The sequence below is a fragment of the Plantactinospora sp. DSM 117369 genome (assembly GCF_053764795.1).
The window spans coordinates 2,595,431-2,611,916 of the sequence record NZ_CM132446.1; the positions used below are offsets into that span (position 1 = coordinate 2,595,431).

At 67.6% G+C, this 16,486-nt stretch carries 18 protein-coding genes; 15 read left to right on the plus strand and 3 right to left on the minus strand.

Going from position 1 to position 16,486, the window contains the following annotated elements:
• Window positions 1–437 precede the first annotated feature (437 nt).
• On the minus strand, window positions 438–2,444 hold the full coding sequence (locus ACSMXO_RS11635) for an amino acid transporter (protein WP_455417700.1): 2,007 nt from the start codon (window positions 2,442–2,444) through the stop codon (window positions 438–440).
• 335 nt (window positions 2,445–2,779) lie between these two features.
• Window positions 2,780–3,322 carry an EXLDI protein gene (locus tag ACSMXO_RS11640; RefSeq protein ID WP_346262878.1) on the minus strand — a complete coding sequence of 181 codons (543 nt, stop codon included), beginning with the start codon at window positions 3,320–3,322 and terminating at the stop codon, window positions 2,780–2,782.
• 231 nt (window positions 3,323–3,553) lie between these two features.
• On the opposite strand from ACSMXO_RS11640, the gene ACSMXO_RS11645 reads away from it, so the two are divergent.
• The 10 genes from ACSMXO_RS11645 (at window position 3,554) to ACSMXO_RS11690 (ending at window position 12,103) form a co-directional block, all read left to right on the plus strand.
• Window positions 3,554–3,883 carry a PadR family transcriptional regulator gene (locus ACSMXO_RS11645; RefSeq protein WP_346262877.1) on the plus strand — a complete coding sequence of 110 codons (330 nt, stop codon included), beginning with the start codon at window positions 3,554–3,556 and terminating at the stop codon, window positions 3,881–3,883.
• Window positions 3,884–3,885: 2 nt separating this feature from the next.
• On the plus strand, window positions 3,886–4,257 hold the full coding sequence (locus tag ACSMXO_RS11650) for a DUF1048 domain-containing protein (protein WP_455417701.1): 372 nt from the start codon (window positions 3,886–3,888) through the stop codon (window positions 4,255–4,257).
• Window positions 4,254–5,066, plus strand: coding sequence for an ABC transporter ATP-binding protein (locus tag ACSMXO_RS11655; protein WP_455417702.1), 813 nt, complete (start codon window positions 4,254–4,256; stop codon window positions 5,064–5,066). Before ACSMXO_RS11650 ends, ACSMXO_RS11655 begins: the two co-directional genes overlap by 4 nt.
• A 10-nt stretch (window positions 5,067–5,076) precedes the next feature.
• The gene (locus tag ACSMXO_RS11660) at window positions 5,077–5,838 is read left to right on the plus strand and encodes an ABC transporter permease (RefSeq protein ID WP_455417703.1); all 762 of its coding nucleotides are present in this window, start codon (window positions 5,077–5,079) and stop codon (window positions 5,836–5,838) included.
• 337 nt (window positions 5,839–6,175) lie between these two features.
• Window positions 6,176–7,519, plus strand: coding sequence for a serine hydrolase domain-containing protein (locus tag ACSMXO_RS11665; RefSeq protein WP_455417704.1), 1,344 nt, complete (start codon window positions 6,176–6,178; stop codon window positions 7,517–7,519).
• 304 nt (window positions 7,520–7,823) lie between these two features.
• On the plus strand, window positions 7,824–8,150 hold the full coding sequence (locus tag ACSMXO_RS11670; protein WP_455417705.1) for a PadR family transcriptional regulator: 327 nt from the start codon (window positions 7,824–7,826) through the stop codon (window positions 8,148–8,150).
• Window positions 8,147–8,503 (plus strand): DUF1048 domain-containing protein, encoded by a 357-nt coding sequence (locus ACSMXO_RS11675; protein WP_346262871.1) that lies wholly within the window; start codon window positions 8,147–8,149, stop codon window positions 8,501–8,503. The genes ACSMXO_RS11670 and ACSMXO_RS11675 overlap by 4 nt, the downstream gene beginning before the upstream one ends.
• Window position 8,504: 1 nt before the next feature.
• Entirely contained in the window at window positions 8,505–8,831 is a 327-nt protein-coding gene (locus tag ACSMXO_RS11680; RefSeq protein ID WP_455417706.1) for a DUF1048 domain-containing protein, read from the plus strand.
• Window positions 8,832–9,311: 480 nt separating this feature from the next.
• Window positions 9,312–10,721: an IS1380 family transposase gene (locus ACSMXO_RS11685; protein ID WP_455416449.1), complete on the plus strand. Its 1,410-nt coding sequence runs from the start codon at window positions 9,312–9,314 to the stop codon at window positions 10,719–10,721.
• 206 nt (window positions 10,722–10,927) lie between these two features.
• A complete protein-coding gene (locus tag ACSMXO_RS11690) occupies window positions 10,928–12,103 on the plus strand; it encodes an IS701 family transposase (protein WP_455413976.1) in 1,176 nt (391 codons plus the stop codon).
• A gap of 190 nt (window positions 12,104–12,293) precedes the next feature.
• Here the strand turns inward: ACSMXO_RS11690 and ACSMXO_RS11695 are convergent, their stop codons facing one another.
• On the minus strand, window positions 12,294–13,073 hold the full coding sequence (locus tag ACSMXO_RS11695) for a transposase family protein (RefSeq protein WP_455417707.1): 780 nt from the start codon (window positions 13,071–13,073) through the stop codon (window positions 12,294–12,296).
• A gap of 68 nt (window positions 13,074–13,141) precedes the next feature.
• Here ACSMXO_RS11695 and ACSMXO_RS11700 point away from each other — a divergent pair, with 68 nt between their 5' ends.
• The 5 genes from ACSMXO_RS11700 to ACSMXO_RS11720 all read left to right on the plus strand — a co-directional run bounded on the left by ACSMXO_RS11700 (window position 13,142) and on the right by ACSMXO_RS11720 (window position 16,460).
• Window positions 13,142–13,663: an MIP/aquaporin family protein gene (locus ACSMXO_RS11700; RefSeq protein ID WP_455417708.1), complete on the plus strand. Its 522-nt coding sequence runs from the start codon at window positions 13,142–13,144 to the stop codon at window positions 13,661–13,663.
• The gene (locus ACSMXO_RS11705; protein WP_455414466.1) at window positions 13,593–14,852 is read left to right on the plus strand and encodes an IS256 family transposase; all 1,260 of its coding nucleotides are present in this window, start codon (window positions 13,593–13,595) and stop codon (window positions 14,850–14,852) included. The genes ACSMXO_RS11700 and ACSMXO_RS11705 overlap by 71 nt, the downstream gene beginning before the upstream one ends.
• A 22-nt stretch (window positions 14,853–14,874) precedes the next feature.
• Window positions 14,875–15,225: a hypothetical protein gene (locus ACSMXO_RS11710; RefSeq protein WP_455414467.1), complete on the plus strand. Its 351-nt coding sequence runs from the start codon at window positions 14,875–14,877 to the stop codon at window positions 15,223–15,225.
• A gap of 171 nt (window positions 15,226–15,396) precedes the next feature.
• Entirely contained in the window at window positions 15,397–15,651 is a 255-nt protein-coding gene (locus ACSMXO_RS11715; RefSeq protein WP_455417709.1) for an aquaporin, read from the plus strand.
• Window positions 15,652–16,097: 446 nt separating this feature from the next.
• Window positions 16,098–16,460, plus strand: coding sequence for an antibiotic biosynthesis monooxygenase family protein (locus ACSMXO_RS11720; RefSeq protein WP_346262868.1), 363 nt, complete (start codon window positions 16,098–16,100; stop codon window positions 16,458–16,460).
• Window positions 16,461–16,486: the final 26 nt, after the last annotated feature.

Below are 16,486 nucleotides of genomic sequence, written 5' to 3' on the forward strand. Positions count from 1 at the left end.
GCGGCCAGGACCGCCCGAGGCACCCGCTCATCGCCACAACCGGTCCCTCGACGTGGACAGCCGTTCCGACCGGCCCGCCATGCTTATGGCAGTGGGCTGGCCTGGTCAACGACCACAGCCGTCAAGGAAGCGTCAAGATCGCCAGCACCGGGGTATGAGAGCTGTCAGACACCTTGCGTCCAGGGCGCTGGCACCTACCCTGCGACCGGATCGAGCCGTCGGCTTGTCGGCCGGGCCGGGCTACGTCTGGCAGCGGTAACCGGCCCGGGGTCCGGTATGCAAAAGGGCGCCGGTCGCGGCCGGTCGCCTTCGGGCTGCCAGCGCGGCCGTGCCATGTCCCGGCGCCGTCGAGGCCCCGCCGGTACGAGCCACGCCGTGGCGACCCCACACCAGGAGCCGGTGGTGCCCGCTTGCGGTCGGGGAGGTCAGCGACGGGGTTATCCGACGTGTACCAGTGGCCGGCGGCTGGGGTCGGGTTCGGCTTGGCGTAGTACCTCACGGGTCAGTGGTGCGATTTCGCCGTCGCCGAGGAAGAGGTACCGCAGCAGGTACATCACGGGGTTGCCCTCGGTCCAGGCGAAGTAGATGTGGGGTAGTCGGCCGGTGGTGTCGCGCAGGTGTAGGAGGAAGCCGGCGAGGGTGTTCGCGATGCTGGCGCCCTCGACCCGCAGGATGCGGTAGCCGAAGCGTTCCTCGCCGGTCACCACCAGGTCGGATTCGAACTCGGACGGGTCCCGTACGGTCACCTCCAGGAACAGCACCGGTTCACCGACGGGAATGTGATTGTGCGCGCGTTGTTCGGCCTCCTTCTCGCGGTACTCGGTCTCGTCACGCTCATGAGGCTCGTTCGCGATGAGGTGTAGCTCGCCGCCACGCCTGATCACGTCGGTGGTGAACTGTCGGGCGAGGGCGTCGAGGCGCACGTCGGTGACGCGTAGCTCGGTGGCCCGCAGCGTCCGGGACAGGATCGAGGTGGCGATGATCGCCACGATGAACACGACCGCGATCCGCACGCCGTCGGGGCGTTCGATGATGTTGGCGATGGTCGTGTACCCGAGTACCACGGTGATGGCCCCGAACCCGAGCGCCGGTCCGGTCTGGTGGCGACGGCGGGCGGAGAGGGTGACAGCGAGCGCGGCCGAGCTGATCAGGACGAGGACGCCGGTGGCGTATGCGCCACCCTGGGCGGTGACGTCGGCGCGGAAGATCAGGGTGATCAGGAACGCCACCAGGGTGAAGACGATGACGAGGGGGCGGATCGCCCGGGTCCAGTCGGGTGCCATGCCGTAGCGGGGCAGGTAGCGCGGGACGAGGTTGAGCAGGCCGGCCATGGCCGACGCCCCGGCGAACCACAGGATCAGCACGGTGCTCAGGTCGTATACGGTGCCGAAGCCGTTGCCGAGGTGGGCGTGGGCGAGGAACGCCAGCGCCCGGCCGTTGGCCTCCCCGCCCGCCTCGAACTCCTCGTGCGGGATGAGCACAGTGGTCACGAAGCTGCTCGTGATCAGGAAGACGCTCATGATCACCGCGGCGGTGACCAGCAGCCGCCGGGCGCCCCGGATACGCCCTTCAGGCTGGTCCGGGTCGTCGGCTGCCCGTCCCCGAATCAGCGGCATGACCGCCACTCCGGTTTCGAAGCCGGAGAGGCCCAGCGCGAGTCGGGGGAAGACCAGCAGCGCCACCACCAGGATCCCGAACGGGTCCGGATGTTCGTTGACCAGCAGGTGCCGCCAGTCGGCGACCAGGTGCGGTCGGCTCCACAGGTGTCCGAGCGTTGCCGTGATCACGATCGCGTTGAGTAGCAGGTAGGTCGCGACCAGGACGACCGCGATGCCGATCGCCTCCTTGAACCCCCTGAGGAACACCGCGCCCAGGGCAGCGATCAGCACCAGCGTCACCCCGACCTGCGCGTCCTGCATCGGCGCGGGCAGGTACGGGTTCTCGAGGATGTGGGCGCTCGCGTCGGCGGCGGACAAGGTGATGGTGATGATGAAGTCGGTGGCGGCGAAGCCGAGCAGCGCCAGTACCAGCAGCTTGCCTCTCCAGCGCGGTAGGAGGTGCTCCAGCATTGCGATCGACCCCTGCCCGTGCGGGCTCTCCCGGGCCACCCGGCGGTACACGGGCAGGGCGCCGAGCAGGGTCAGCGCCACCAGGACCAGCGTGGCGACCGGGGAGACGACGCCGGCGGCGAGCGCGGCGATGCCGGGCTGGTAGCCCAGGGTCGAGAAGTAGTCGAGGCCGGTCAGGCACATCACCCGCCACCACGACCGCTGGTGGGGAGTGTCCGGCGCCGTGTAGGGGCCCCGGACCCGGCCCGGTCGCATCCCCTGCAACAGCCAGCCGCGCAGCCCGGCACCCCTGGGCGCGCTCCGCCCCCGCACCGCCCGACCCATCCGCTGACATCCCCCGTCCCCGGCCTTGTCGTACTGCCGACGCGCAGACATCGTGGCGCACATCGGTTCGACTTCGCCGGGAATCGGGTAAAGCGCCGCCGACGGCGCCGCCCATGATCACTCCCGGTGCGGCGGCAGCGCTCTGATCAATGACCCCCTCGCTACGAGAGCCCCAGGGGGTGCTGGCACACGCTTAGTTCCTGACCTCCACCCAGCACGATCCAGGCGCTCAGGACGCCGACGGTCTCCAGGTGCTGCCAGGAGTGGGCGACTCGAGGCCGACCGGGGCGTCCGGGGGAGGGCGGACCGCATGTCGGGGCCCATCCAGTAGATTGGACAGATCTGGGCGGCGGCCGGCCCGCTTTGCCAGCGCGCAGTTGGCCGGCTTAGATGTCGAGGTCCTCCACGACCGGCTCGTCGTTGATGGTCCGTAGCGCGACCGCGTAGAGCTCCGCCGGCAGCAGCGCTTCGAGTTCCTCGACGGTGTCGACAACCGAGAACGTGGCCTGGGCCGGGGTCCGCATCCAGGCCTGGTCCGGCGACCAGTCACCGATCCAACCGCGCCAGCCGGTGGACCACTTCTTGCCGCGCTCCGCGTTGGGCCCGACCGGGGTGTGTAGCTCTGACCGGACGTGGTGCACGGCGAAGCGGCCCTTGCTGGTCCGGAACAGCGAGTATCTCTCCTCGCCCTCCCCGCTCGACGAGGTCCACTCGCCCAGCGCGGTGCCGAGGAAGCGCTTGACTACGGCGCGCCCGACGCCCACCTTTACGGTGATCTCATCGAAGCCGGCCTGCTTGGCCTCCTCGACCTGGACCAGTCGACGTAGTGCCGTGACGATCGCGGCCGACAGGTTGCTGCCCGTCAGTTCCTGGGCGCGCACCAGCAGCGGCAGGTCGTCGTCGGCGATGTAGATCGTCTTGTTCGGCATGTGCTCTTCACCTCTGGACAGGAGTCTACTCATACGTGTAAGACTACGTACATGCATACGTACACAGAAGTGCTGGCGTGCGTGGTCGAGGCCGACGGCCTTGCCGCAGCCATGGTTCGGTGGCCGACCCCGGTTCCCGTCTCCGCTATTCGTTGTTGCTAGGTACTGGTAGTCAGTGTTACTGTCTACCGGTAGTCAACAACGCTGACTACCTGGCCGGGGAGGTGATCAATGGGCAAGCAGATGACGGAGATGCTCAAGGGCACGCTGGAGGGCATCGTCCTGGCGATCCTGGCCATGCGGCCCGCGTACGGCTACGAGATCACGGCGTGGCTGCGGGGGCAGGGCTTCTCCGACATCGCCGAGGGCACGATCTACGCCCTGCTGGTCAGGGTGGAGCAGAAGCGCCTCGTCGACGTGCAGAAGGTCCCGTCCGAGAAGGGCCCACCGCGCAAGGTGTACTCCCTCAACGCGCAGGGCCGGGAATACCTCGAAGAGTTCTGGAGGACCTGGAGCTTCCTCACCGAACGACTGGAACAGCTCCACGAAGGAGGCAAGTAACGATGTCCGACGGTGAAAAGGGCGGCTTCATCGCGAAGGTGATCGGCCCCAAGCGGCGGTGGCGGGAGTACAAGGCGCGGGTGAAGCAGCTTCCGCCGAATTACCGGACGGCGGTCGAGGCGATCGAGCGGTACCTGATGCACTTCGGGCCGGTGACCGGCGAGAGCGCGGCCGCGCTGTTCGAGGATGTCGCCGATCTCTTCGAGCGGGCCGCGGCGGACGGGACCCCGATCCGCGAGATCGTCGGGGAGGACCCCGTGGAGTTCGTGGAGGAGTTGATCCGGAACTACCGGAAGGGCGGATACATCGACCGGGAGCGGGCCCGGCTGACCCAGGCGATCGAGAGTATCGAGCGGGCGGAGGAGAAAAGGTGACGAGCACGCAGGTTCCGGGGCCGGTCATTCAGGTGCGGGGTCTGGAGAAGTCGTACCAGAAGTTGCATGTGCTGCGTGGCGTGGACTTCGAGGTGGCGCGGGGCAGCATCTTCGCTCTGCTCGGCTCGAACGGGGCGGGCAAGACCACGGTCGTGAAGATCCTGTCCACGCTGCTCAAGGCAGACGCCGGGACGGCCACCGTCAACGGCTTCGACGTCGCCTCGAAGGCGGCGGACGTGCGGGAGTCGATCAGCCTCACCGGGCAGTTCGCCGCCGTCGACGAGATCCTCACCGGGCGGGAGAACCTCGTCCTGGTCGCCCGGCTGCGGCACCTCAAGAACCCCGGCAGGATCGCGGACGAGCTGCTCGCCCGCTTCTCGCTGACCGACGCCGGGGCGCGGAAGGTGTCGACGTACTCGGGGGGCATGCGCCGGCGCCTCGACATCGCGATGAGCCTCCTCGGCAACCCGCCGGTCATCTTCCTCGACGAGCCGACGACCGGCCTCGACCCGCAGGCGCGCATCGAGGTGTGGCAGGCCGTCAAGAAGCTCGCCGACCAGGGCACGACGGTGCTGCTCACGACGCAGTATCTGGACGAGGCCGAACAACTCGCCGACCGGATCGCGATCCTCCACCAGGGCCGGATCATCGTCAACGGCACCCTCACCGAACTCAAGCAACTGCTCCCACCGGCCAAGGTCGAATACGTCGAGAAGCAGCCGACCCTCGAGGACGTCTTCTTCGCCATCGTCGGCGCGGACGACAAGAACGACACCACCGATGACCGCGCCGTCGGCGCGGACAAGTGAAGGAACGACGATGACCAAACACTTCCTCGGCGACACCGCCGTCCTGCTCGGCCGATCCCTCACACACGTCACTCGCAGCGTGGACACCATCATCACCACCGCGATCACGCCGATCGCCATGATGCTGCTCTTCGTCTACGTACTCGGCGGCGCGATCAACACAGGCACCGACTCATACGTCAACTACCTACTGCCCGGCATCCTGCTCATCACAGTCGCCTCTGGCATCGCCTACACCGCGTTCCGACTCTTCCTGGACATGAAGAGTGGCATCTTCGAGCGATTCCAGTCCATGCCGATCGCCCGGTCGTCCGTACTCTGGGCACATGTGCTGACCTCGCTGGTCGCCAACCTCGTCTCGCTCGTGGTCGTCGTGGGCGTCGCCCTGCTCATGGGCTTCCGCTCCGGAGCGGGAGTACTGGCCTGGCTGGGGGTCGCCGGCATCCTCATCCTGTTCACCCTGGCGCTGACCTGGCTCGCCGTCATCCCCGGCCTCACCGCGAAGTCCGTCGACGGCGCGAGCGGCTTCTCCTACCCCCTCATCTTCCTGCCGTTCATCAGCTCGGCCTTCGTACCCACCGACACCATGCCCGGCCCGGTACGCGCCTTCGCCGAACACCAGCCGGTGACCGCCATCGTCAACGCCATCCGGAACCTGTTCACACAGCAGCCGGTCGGCACCGACATCTGGATCGCCCTCGCCTGGTGCGTCGGCATCCTCATCGTCACCTACGTCTCCGCCACCGCCATCTACCGCCGCAAGATCAGCTGACAGCGCCCTGACTCGCCCGGCCGGGCGCCGAGGTTCGTTGTCGACATCGTCGGACCGCAACCTACATCGCAAGGCATCTTTCACCAGCGGAGAACGCGCGGCCGGCAGAAAACCGGTCCACCCGGTCACGTCCGTATCATCACCGCCCTCGCCGTAACGGCGTCACCAACGCCGGCCCGAGCGTCACGACATGAAACAAGCGCTCGGTCCATCTGTGGATTAGGCGGCGGGTAATTCTCGTACCCCTACCCCGACAGCACGGAACCAGTGACGGGATTGTCGGTCGATACAGCGCGCGTCTTTCCAGAACTCCCGAATGACCAGAAAGGACTACGTCATGGCAGGCACGACAAGCGGGGCCGCCGGGCTGGAACACGATCGGCGCCGGACCCCGAACAACGGCGTGCGGGATGCCGGCGCACTCGCTGGCCCGGTTGGCTCCGGCAACGACTCCAGCACGGCTAATGGCGACCATGTCGAGGAGGGCTGGGGAAAGGTCGCCGACGCGTTCCACGCGAACTTCGAGGGAAACCCCGGCGAGATCGGCGCGGCGTGCTCCGTCTACGTGGACGGGCGCCCCGTCGTCGACCTGTGGGACGGCTTCGCCGACCGCGAGACGAAACGGCCGTGGGACGACGACACCATCGTCCAGGTCGCATCCACGACGAAGGGCGCGACCGCGATCTGTGCCCACATGCTGGCGCAGCGCGGTGAGCTGGACCTGGACGCCCCGGTCGTCGAGTACTGGCCGGAGTTCGGCGCTGCCGGCAAGGACCGGATCCCGGTGCGCTGGCTGCTGTCCCACCAGGCCGGCCTGCCGGTCGTCGACGGACCGCTGACGTTCGCGCAGGCGTGCGCCTGGGACCCGGTCATCCGCGCACTCGAGGCGCAGAAGCCGCTGTGGCGGCCGGGCACCGAGCACGTCTACCACAGCATGACCTACGGATATCTGGTCGGGGAGGTCGTGCGTCGGGTCTCCGGCAAGTCCCTTGGCACGTTCTTCGCCGACGAGGTGGCCGCCCCTCTCGGGCTGAGCGCGTGGATCGGCTTGCCCGAGGAGCACGAGGGACGGGTGGCCAGGATCGAGTACGCCGCTCCGTTCACCATGGAGGAGTTCGTCGCCGGGATGATCGAGACGACCGGGCTCGATCCGGACACGGTCACCGCATGGATGACCGCCGTATGGGGTCCGGACTCGGTGCAGGCCCGCGCCGGCGAGCTCGGCGGCGCCCTGGACAACACCACCGAATATCACACCACGCGTGCCTGGCGCGCGGCGGAGTTCCCGGCCGCGAACATGGTCGCCGACGCGCGATCGCTGGCACGGATGTACGCCGCCACGGTGAGCGACGTCGACGGTGTGCGGCTGCTCGAACCGTCGACGGTGGAGAGGATGACGGTCGTGCAGACGGACAAGACCCGGATGCACGGGCTGCCACCGGAGCTGACCGTCCCGGCCGACCGCTCCTTCTACATGTCACTCGGGTTCTGGCGGGCCTGCCCGCCGATGCCGATGCTCGGGCCGGGGTCGTTCGGCCATCCCGGATCCGGCGGATCGATCGCCTTCGCGGACCCCGATGCCGGGGTCGGCTTCGGCTACGTCACGAACCTCTGGTCCTTCCGTCAAGGCGAACCACGTGCGTCGAACCTGGCCAAAGCCGTCCGATCCTGCCTCACCTGAGCTGCTCCGGCCGGCCGCACCACGCCCCTAGCCTGTCGAACACCCCGACCCCTCGCTGAGCGTCAATCCTGAAGTGGCGGCCACCAGCCGCGCCTGGTCAGCCCATCCAATCGTCCGGGCTCGACGGTGGCCGCTTACCACCCATGGACGGAACCGCACACCGGTGGCTCAGACCCCGCTGGTCAGGCAACCCTGCTTGCGCTACTGCCTCCGCTGCACCGCTTGCTGGGCACTTCCACTACCTTGTGTTACCGTATAGTGGTACTCGGTGGCACCGAGTACTGGTGTGGCCAGGAGGAACGGGATGGACGACCTGACGGAGATGCTGAAGGGCACACTCGAGGGCTGTGTGCTTGAGATCATCGGCAGCGAGGAAACCTACGGGTACGCCATCACGCGTCGGCTGAACGAACTCGGCTTCGTCGACGTCATCGAGGGAACGGTGTACACCATTCTGCTGCGACTGGAGAAGAACGGACTCGTTCGGGTGACGAAACGGCCGTCCGGGATGGGGCCGCCGCGCAAGTTCTATGCGCTCAACGACGCGGGGCGCGAAGAACTCGGGAGGTTCTGGGTCAAGTGGGAGTACCTCTCATCACGAATCGACAAGCTCAAGGAGGGCGGGGAATGAATTTCTGGGAGACCATTACCGGCAGCGACCTCACCAGGGAATGGAAGGCGTTCGAAGCCCGGGCCGAGGCATTGCCGGCCGACTACCGGGCGGCATGGGGACAGATCGTGGTTCACCTCTTCCCCTACGGCGGCTTCACGGGTCGCAACCTGACACCGATCGCCGACGGCGCCCTGGGGCTGCTCGAGGAGACAGCGGCGGACGGGCAGAGCATTCACGAGGTGCTGGGTGACGACATCGCGGGCTTCTGCGCGGCGCTGGCCGGCGGCCAAGGAGCCCGGACCTATCGCGACCGGTGGCGCGAGCAGTTGAACAGGAACGTCGCAAGGAAACTGGGCCAGCTAGGAGGATGACGTGGGTATCCAGGACATCATCGAGGGCAAGAAGCAGTGGCGGGCGCACATGGCCCGGGTCAAGGCACTCCCACGGGACTACCAGATCGTCTACAAGGAGATACAGAGGTACTACTTCAAGGTCGGGCCAGTCGAACTGGTTGACGGGACGCTGCTCTCGGGGATCCTCGATTTCTTCGAGGAGGGCGTGGCGGCCGGCAAGGGAGTCCTGGAGCTCGTCGGCAACGACGTCGCGGCCTTCTGCGACGACCTGGTGAAAGACTCGCGCACCTACGCGGACATCTACCAGGAATCCATCAGCGGCGAACCCGGCACGGCCGACAAGTAGCACCTGTCGAACCAGGCGCTGGCGGGCGCTCCTCAACTACCGGGCTGCCCCTTTCTCCTGTATCCCCGCCAGCCCTGTTGCTCGGGTGCACGCTATGCCGCCGCCGCGCCTTCGTCAGCGCGCTCGGCTGGATCGCCACCGCTGTCGCCGACCATGTACCGGCCCGACATCAGAGGTACCGTCGTGCGTAACCCCGGCGCCGTCGATGGCGATGTGAGCCGGGGACAGCGACCGCACCTCCTCATCCTCCATGCCGGTACCGTGCCGCCGTCAGTAGTCGCCAGGCGATCGATTCGGCGCGGCTCGTTCCAGGGGCGACAATCCCGCGAACTGGTCCGAAGCCGGACCGTTCATGCCTAGCCTCGGTCCTTCAGTAAGGGCGGACGGTGGCGGTGGCCGGGAACGCGAAAGTGCCTTCTGATCTGGAACGATGGGACTTGTCTAGGGTTCCATCTGTCCGTCTCGGAAGGCACTTCCAGGGTGCAGGGTACCGGCACGCGTCCGAAGGTTGTCGTCACTGGTGGGGCTCGGGGTGTGGTCGGTCATGCCGGCACTCGGCTGCTCGCTGATCTGGCTGACAAGACCGGTTTGAGCAGCGGTTTCGTTCAGGCGTTGGGGTTGGACCGGGTGCGCCGGTCGGTGCATAAGCCGGGCCGGGTCGCGGTCGATCTGGCGGTGTTGCTGGCCGACGGCGGCGAGGCGATCGCGGACCTGGCGGTGTTGCGGCAGCAGCCGGGCCTGTTCGGGCCGGTGGCCTCGGACGCGACCGCGTGGCGGGTCCTCGACGGCATCGACGAGTCGGCCCTGCGGCGGCTGCGGGCCGCTCGCGCCGCCGCCCGGGAACTGGCCTGGGCCCAACTGGCCGAGACCCGCCGGTCGCTGCCGGCAACGACGATCCTGGGCCGGGTGTTGCCGGGGTTCGTCCTGGACATCGACGCGACGATCGTGCTGTCGCATTCGGAGAAAGAAGCGGCGGCGCCGACCTGGAAACACACGTTCGGTTTCCATCCGCTGCTGTGTTTCCTCGACGCGACCGGGGAGGCTTTGGCCGGCCTGCTGCGGCCGGGCAACGCCGGATCTAACACCGCCGCCGATCACGTCACCGTCCTCGACCACGCCCTCACGCAGATCCCCGAGCAGCATCGTTACGGCAATCCGATCCTCATCCGCTCCGATTCAGCGGGCAGCAGCCACGCGTTCCTGGCCCACATCCGCAGGCTGCGTGAGCATGGCCTGGACACCGAGTTCTCCGTCGGTGTCGCGATCGGCGAGCCGGTCCGGGCGGCGGTCACTGCCGCCCGGGTCTGGATCCCCGCTCTGGACGGCGATGGCAGCCTGCGCGACGCGGCGCAGGTCACGGAGCTGACTGACCTGATCGACCCTGCCGTGCTGGCCGGATTCCCGTCCGGTACGAGGCTGATCTGCCGACGCGAGGTCCCGCACCCCGGCGCGCAGCTGTCGCTATTCGACCAGGTCAACGGCATGCGGCACCAGGTCTTCGCCACCGACACACCACACGGCAGCGGCCTGTCGATCCAGTTCCTGGAGGTCCGCCACCGCGCGCACGCCCGGGTCGAGGACCGCATCCGCTGTGGCAAGACCACCGGGTTCGGCCGGTTCCCGTCCCGGCAGTTCGCGATCAACCAGGCCTGGCTCGAACTCGCCCTGACCGGCATCGACCTGCTCGCCTGGACCCGGCACCTCCTGCTCGACGGGCCCATCGCTCTGGCCGAGCCGAAGAAACTGCGCTACCGGCTGCTGCACGTCGCGGCGAAGATCAGCCGCACCGCCCGGACCACCACCCTGCGCATCGCCGAAGGATGGCCCTGGACCGAACACCTCATCCGGGCCTTCCACCGGCTCAGCGAACTACCCGAACCCGTTACCTGACAACGAAATCCGCGGCACCAGCGACCAGGACTTACGGAGCAACCCGGCCCGCGGCCGGGCGACACCGCCTGCCCACAGCCACCATCACCAATCCCGAACCACCACGATCAATCACCGCACCAAGCACCACCGCTTAATGAAAGACGGAGGCTAATACTGCAACGGCACTTGTAGTGTCGTTGCCGCTGCCCGCGCGTTGATTTTGTGTGTCGTACGTTGATGTCGTGTCGTGGCAGGGCGAGCTTGATGGGTTGCTGGATCAGGTAGGCGGGCGTTTTGCTAGGTCCGAGCCGCGTCAACGGGTCCGCCGGTACGTTGACGGGCTCATCGCCGGCCTGGAGCGTAAGAACGGCTGGACGTTGGCCGAGCATGCTGGTGAGACCGGCCCGGATGGTATGCAGCGTCTGCTGCGCCGGGCGGACTGGGACGTCGATGGTGTGCGTGACGACATCCGCGACTACGTGGTCGGCCGGTTGGGGCATACCGGGGCGGTGCTGGTCGCCGATGACACCGGGTTCATCAAGAAGGGCATCCGGTCGGCCGGGGTGCAGCGGCAGTACACCGGCACGAGCGGGAAGAAGGACAACTGCCAGATCGGCACGTTCCTGGCCTATGTCGCCCCGACCGGACACGCGTTGATCGACCGGCACCTGTACCTGCCGGAGTCGTGGACCACCGACCGGGACCGGTGCCGTGACGCCGGGGTACCCGACGACGTCGAGTTGCGGACCAAGCCGCGTATCGCCATCGACATGGTGCAACGGGCGATCGATGCGGAGGTGCCGTTTACCTGGTTCACCGCCGACGAGGCGTTTGGGCAGGCCAAGTACCTGCGGGTGTGGCTGGAGGAGCGGGACGTGTTCCACGTCGTGGCGACCCGTTGCAACGACGACGTGTCCGCGCGTGGGATCGGCCGTGGCCGGGTCGACGCCATCGTCGCCCAGTTGCCGACCAAGGCTTGGCGGCGTCTGTCCTGTGGGGATGGTGCGCATGGGCCGCGGGACTACGACTGGGTGAGAGTGCCGATCCGGCCGTGGTGGGCGCCAGGGCGCGGACACTGGCTCCTGGCCCGACGCAGCGTCAGCGACCCGATCGAGATCGCGTACTACATCTGCTACGCGCCGAGGCGAACCAGTCTGGCCACCCTGGTCTGGGTCGCGGGTCGGCGGTGGCCGGTCGAGGAGTGTTTCAAGCAGGCCAAGCAGGAAGCGGGCCTGGACCACTACCAAGTGCGTACCTGGCGGGGCTGGTACGCCCACATCACGTTGTCGATGCTGGCCCTAGCCTGGCTGGCGGTCATCCGCGCCGAGGAAGTAAAGGGGGCAAATCGCTCAATGATGAGCAGCTCATCCCCATCACCGTTCCCGAAGCCCGCAGGCTGATCATCAAACTGCTTCAGGCCCGTTACCCGACCAACGACCACACCATCACCTGGTCACGACTACGCCGCCGCCGACAATGGCAAGCCCAACAAAGCCACTACCGGCGACGACAACCCAAATAAGTGCCGTTGCAGTACTAAGTGATGTCTCGTAATTCCCGTCAGGCGTTGCTGTTGAACGGCCTGGTTGCTCACCAGGTTAGGGCGATGTTGTGGAGGTGGGCGATGCCGGAAGCGGTGTCGGTCAATGTGCTGGCGGCGCGGCGGTAGTCCCGCAGGATCTTCCAGGTCTTCATCCTGGCCAGGGCGTGTTCGACGCGGGCGCGGATCTTGCGGTGCCCGGCGTTGAGGTTCTCCTTCCACTCCGGCAGCGGGCTCCCGTCACGGTTACGACGGTACGGCATGATCACCTCGGGGTTGCCGCGGTAGCCGCCGTCGGCCATGACCGGCCGTCCGGCCAACTGCTGGTCGATGCCGGAGGTGCGGTAGACGATGGTGTCGTTACGGTTGCCGGGTTGTGGGTCGCCGAGGGCGACGACCAGGTGGGTGTGGGCATCGATGGCGACTTGCAGGTTGGTGCTGTAGCGGTAGTTCTTGCTCCGGGCGGCCAGGCGGTGGTCCCTGGTCGGGACCAGGGTGCCGTCGACGATGGCGATCTGGTCTACCCGTCGCCGTCGGACGGGGGCGAGTGCCAGGAGCGGGCCGAGGGTGTCGACGACCCGGTGCGCTGCGGAGTGCGACACCCCGAACAGCGGGCCGATCTGGCGCATCGTCAGGTTGGTACGCCAGTACGCGGCAACCAGGAGCACCCGGTCGGCCAGGCACAGCGCCCACGGCCGGCCCGGCCGTCCGTCGGCGATCGTGTCACCGCCTCGCTCGGCCACCAGGCGGACCAGCCTGCGGAACTGGGCTGGTTGCAGACCGGTGAACGGGAAGATCCACTCCGGGCGGGCTGACGTGATCACCTGCACCGAAACATCCTGCCCGATCCTCCACAGAGGATGAACAGCGAGTTGCGAGACATCCCTTAGTGTGGCCGGTGGACAACGGCAAGCGATACGGGGCCGAGTTACTCGGCACGTTCCTACTGGTGTTCTTCGGCGCCGGGACCGCTGTCGCTGCTCTGGACACGGGTGGCGTCGTCGTGGTGGCGCTCGCGTTCGGGTTGGTCCTCCTCGCTCTGGTCTATGTCTTCGGGCCGGTCTCGGGTTGTCATGTCAACCCGGCGGTCACTCTCGGCGCGCTCCTCACCGGCCGGATCTCCCTGCCAGGAGCGATTGGCTACTGGATCGCCCAGGTACTCGGCGGCATCGCCGCCGGTTTCCTGATCTTCGCGTTATCGCACTGGAGCGATGTTCCCGACCAGACCGGCCACCGAGCAATGCTCAAGACCTGTGGATCGGCCGGGAAGGGGCGTACCTTCCCGGTGATCGATTTGTTGTGGTCTCGAGCAAGGCCGACGTTGGCGCGTCGGTCGGGAAGGCACGCCCGTGCTGACTGTAGTCGCCGAGGACGGACAGCGACGCGATGGCGTTTCGCTGTTGGACGAGGTCGTTCGTGAGGGGGCTCGGCGGATGCTGGCTGCCGCGCTGGAGGCCGAGGTCGACGCCTATCTGGCGGAACTGGCAGATGAACGCGACGCGCGGGGCCGGCGCCTGGTGGTGCGTAACGGCCACGCCCAGCCGCGGCAGGTGATCACGTCGGCGGGGGCGATCGAGGTGATCGCGCCGCGGGTCAACGACAAGCGCACCGACCTGGTCACCGGGCAGCGTCGGCGGTTCCGGTCGGCGATTCTGCCGCCGTGGTGCCGCAAATCGCCGAAGATCGCGGAGGTTCTGCCGCTGCTGTATCTGCACGGCCTATCTACCGGGGACTTCGTGCCCGCGTTGGAGCAGTTCCTCGGCTCGTCCGCCGGGCTGTCCGCGGCGGCGATCACGAGGTTGACCGCGCAGTGGACCGACGACTACCACGCCTGGCGCAAACGGGACCTGTCGCAGGTCGACTACGTGTACGTGTGGGCCGACGGCATCCACGTCAACGTGCGCCTCGAGGAGGACAAACTCTGTCTGCTGGTGATCGTCGGCGTGCGTGCCGACGGCAGCAAGGAGTTGGTCGCCTTGGCCGACGGCTACCGCGAATCGACCGGCTCCTGGGCCGATGTGCTGCGTGACTGCGCCCGCCGGGGCATGCGCGCCCCGGTCCTCGCGGTCGGCGACGGCGCGCTGGGGTTCTGGGCCGCGCTGCGGGAGGTGTTCCCCGACACCCGTGAACAGCGGGACTGGGTGCACAAGACCGCCAACGTGCTGGCCGCGCTGCCGAAGTCCGCGCATCCGGGCGCGAAGGCCGCGCTGGCCGAGATCTGGGGCGCCGAGGACAAGACCCGCGCCGAACTCGCGGCGAGGCGGTTCGCTGACCTGTACGGCGCGAAGTTCGCCAAGGCCGTCGCGAAGGTCACCGACGACCTCGACGTCCTGTTGACGTTCTACGACTTCCCGGCCGAGCACTGGGTGCACCTACGCACCTCCAACCCGATCGAATCGACCTTCGCCACCGTCCGGCACCGCACCCGCGTGACCAAGGGTCCAGGCAGCCGCGCCGCCGGTCTCGCGATGGCGTTCAAGCTCATCGAGGCCGCTCAGGACCGGTGGCGGGCGGTCAACGCACCCCACCTCGTGGCTCTGGTCCGCGCCGGCGCCACGTTCGTCGGCGGTCACCTCGTCGAGCGCCCCGCCGACCAGGTCGCAGCATGACCGAGGGCGGCAGCCGGCCGCAGTGCCCACCGACAAGCTGACCGCGCTACGCGTCGGCCGGCGCTTGGTGACCGAGGTACCCGCCCGCGGCCCAGGCCGGCGAGCGTTCATCGAGATCCGACCGATCACGACCGTCGCCGATTCCGACGCCCGGCGGCAGGGTTGGACCCGATCCGACCGTGACCGCGCCTTCAAGCTGGAGCACTGGGATTACGACGCCGCCCACATCGCCGGCTTCGACCACGACATCGGCGCGGTACTCGTGCAAACCACGACCGTCACCGGCGAGGCCCAACTCGCCGCGGCCCTCGAAACATGGAACCTGCGACCCGAGCAGTTCCTCCACCCCTGGCAAACCGACGACCCGACGTAACAGGCAAACTCACCAATCCACAGGTCTTGACGATTCCTCCCGGCCACCTCGGCGTCAATGAATACGGCGCCACCATCAACCTGGGCGGCGCCCTCGTGTTGGAGATCGTGCTCACCTTCTTCTTCGTGCTGGTCGTGCTCGTGGTCCACCAGCCGGACCGAGCAGGTCGGCGTGACCGGTCTGGCTATCGGACTCGCCCTCGGCACCTGCCACCTGGTCGCGGTCACCCTCGACGGCACCTCGGTCAATCCCGCCCGGTCGATCGGACCGGCCCTGTTCAACGGTGGTGCACCCCTGTCGCAACTCTGGGTCTTCATCGTCGCCCCGCTGATCGGCGGCGCCCTCGCCGCCGCAGCCTCCCCGCTCGCACTCCGCGCGGCCAGGACCGGCCCGCGCTGCCCGCAAGCCGGGGCCGACACCCCGTAGCGCCCGGCACCAACCGGTAGCAAGCTGTCATGCGGTTGTCGCATCCGCCTGAAGTTTGCCGATGACGACCGACCTGGCCAGCGGTCCGCAAGGTAGGTCCGGCCTTGCTCTGTGCCCGGTTGTCCGGATGTACTGTGCGGTTTCCGCTGCGGTCAGGGTTGGGCGGCTGGCGAGGCGAGGTCCGACGGCGACACCTTCTCGCCCTCGGTGATTCGGCGTTCGCTGACGAGCATCGGGCGCCCGCCCACGCGGTTGCCGGCGTGTGTGGTCCAGGTGAGGGCTCGTCTCGTTGGGTGTGGTCCGGCGCGGTGGGATCGGGCTGTCACCGCTGTTCGAGCTTGGGCAGGGTCAGGTCGGCTGCGGCCGCTGTTGACCTCAAGCCTGGTTGGGGTTGAAAGATCCAAGCCAGGACCACGATCTCTGATAGCCCATCCACCGGAGAGCACATGAGTACTGACACCGGCTTCTATTCGATCATCGACTACACGGTCGATGGACCTGACACGCAACGTGAACTCGTGGCTGCCTTCGCAGACATTCAGGAGCGGTGGGTCCGGTTCTATCCTGGGTACCGGTCGGCCCGGTTCCACGTCAGCACCGACGGCACCCGCGTCTACAACATCGTGCACTGGGCAAGCGAGGCGGACTACCGCAACTTCGAGGCGACCTCCGACACCGAAGGCCGGATGGCAGCTATCGGCAAGGCACTGGACGGCTTGTCCGGCAGGGCCGAACCCCGGATGAGCGGCGACCCCCGCTACGTCGTCGTCCGCGAGGTCGGTCCCGGTCCGCAGCAGACCGACGCCTGAACCCGACTCACCCGAGCATGTGCAGC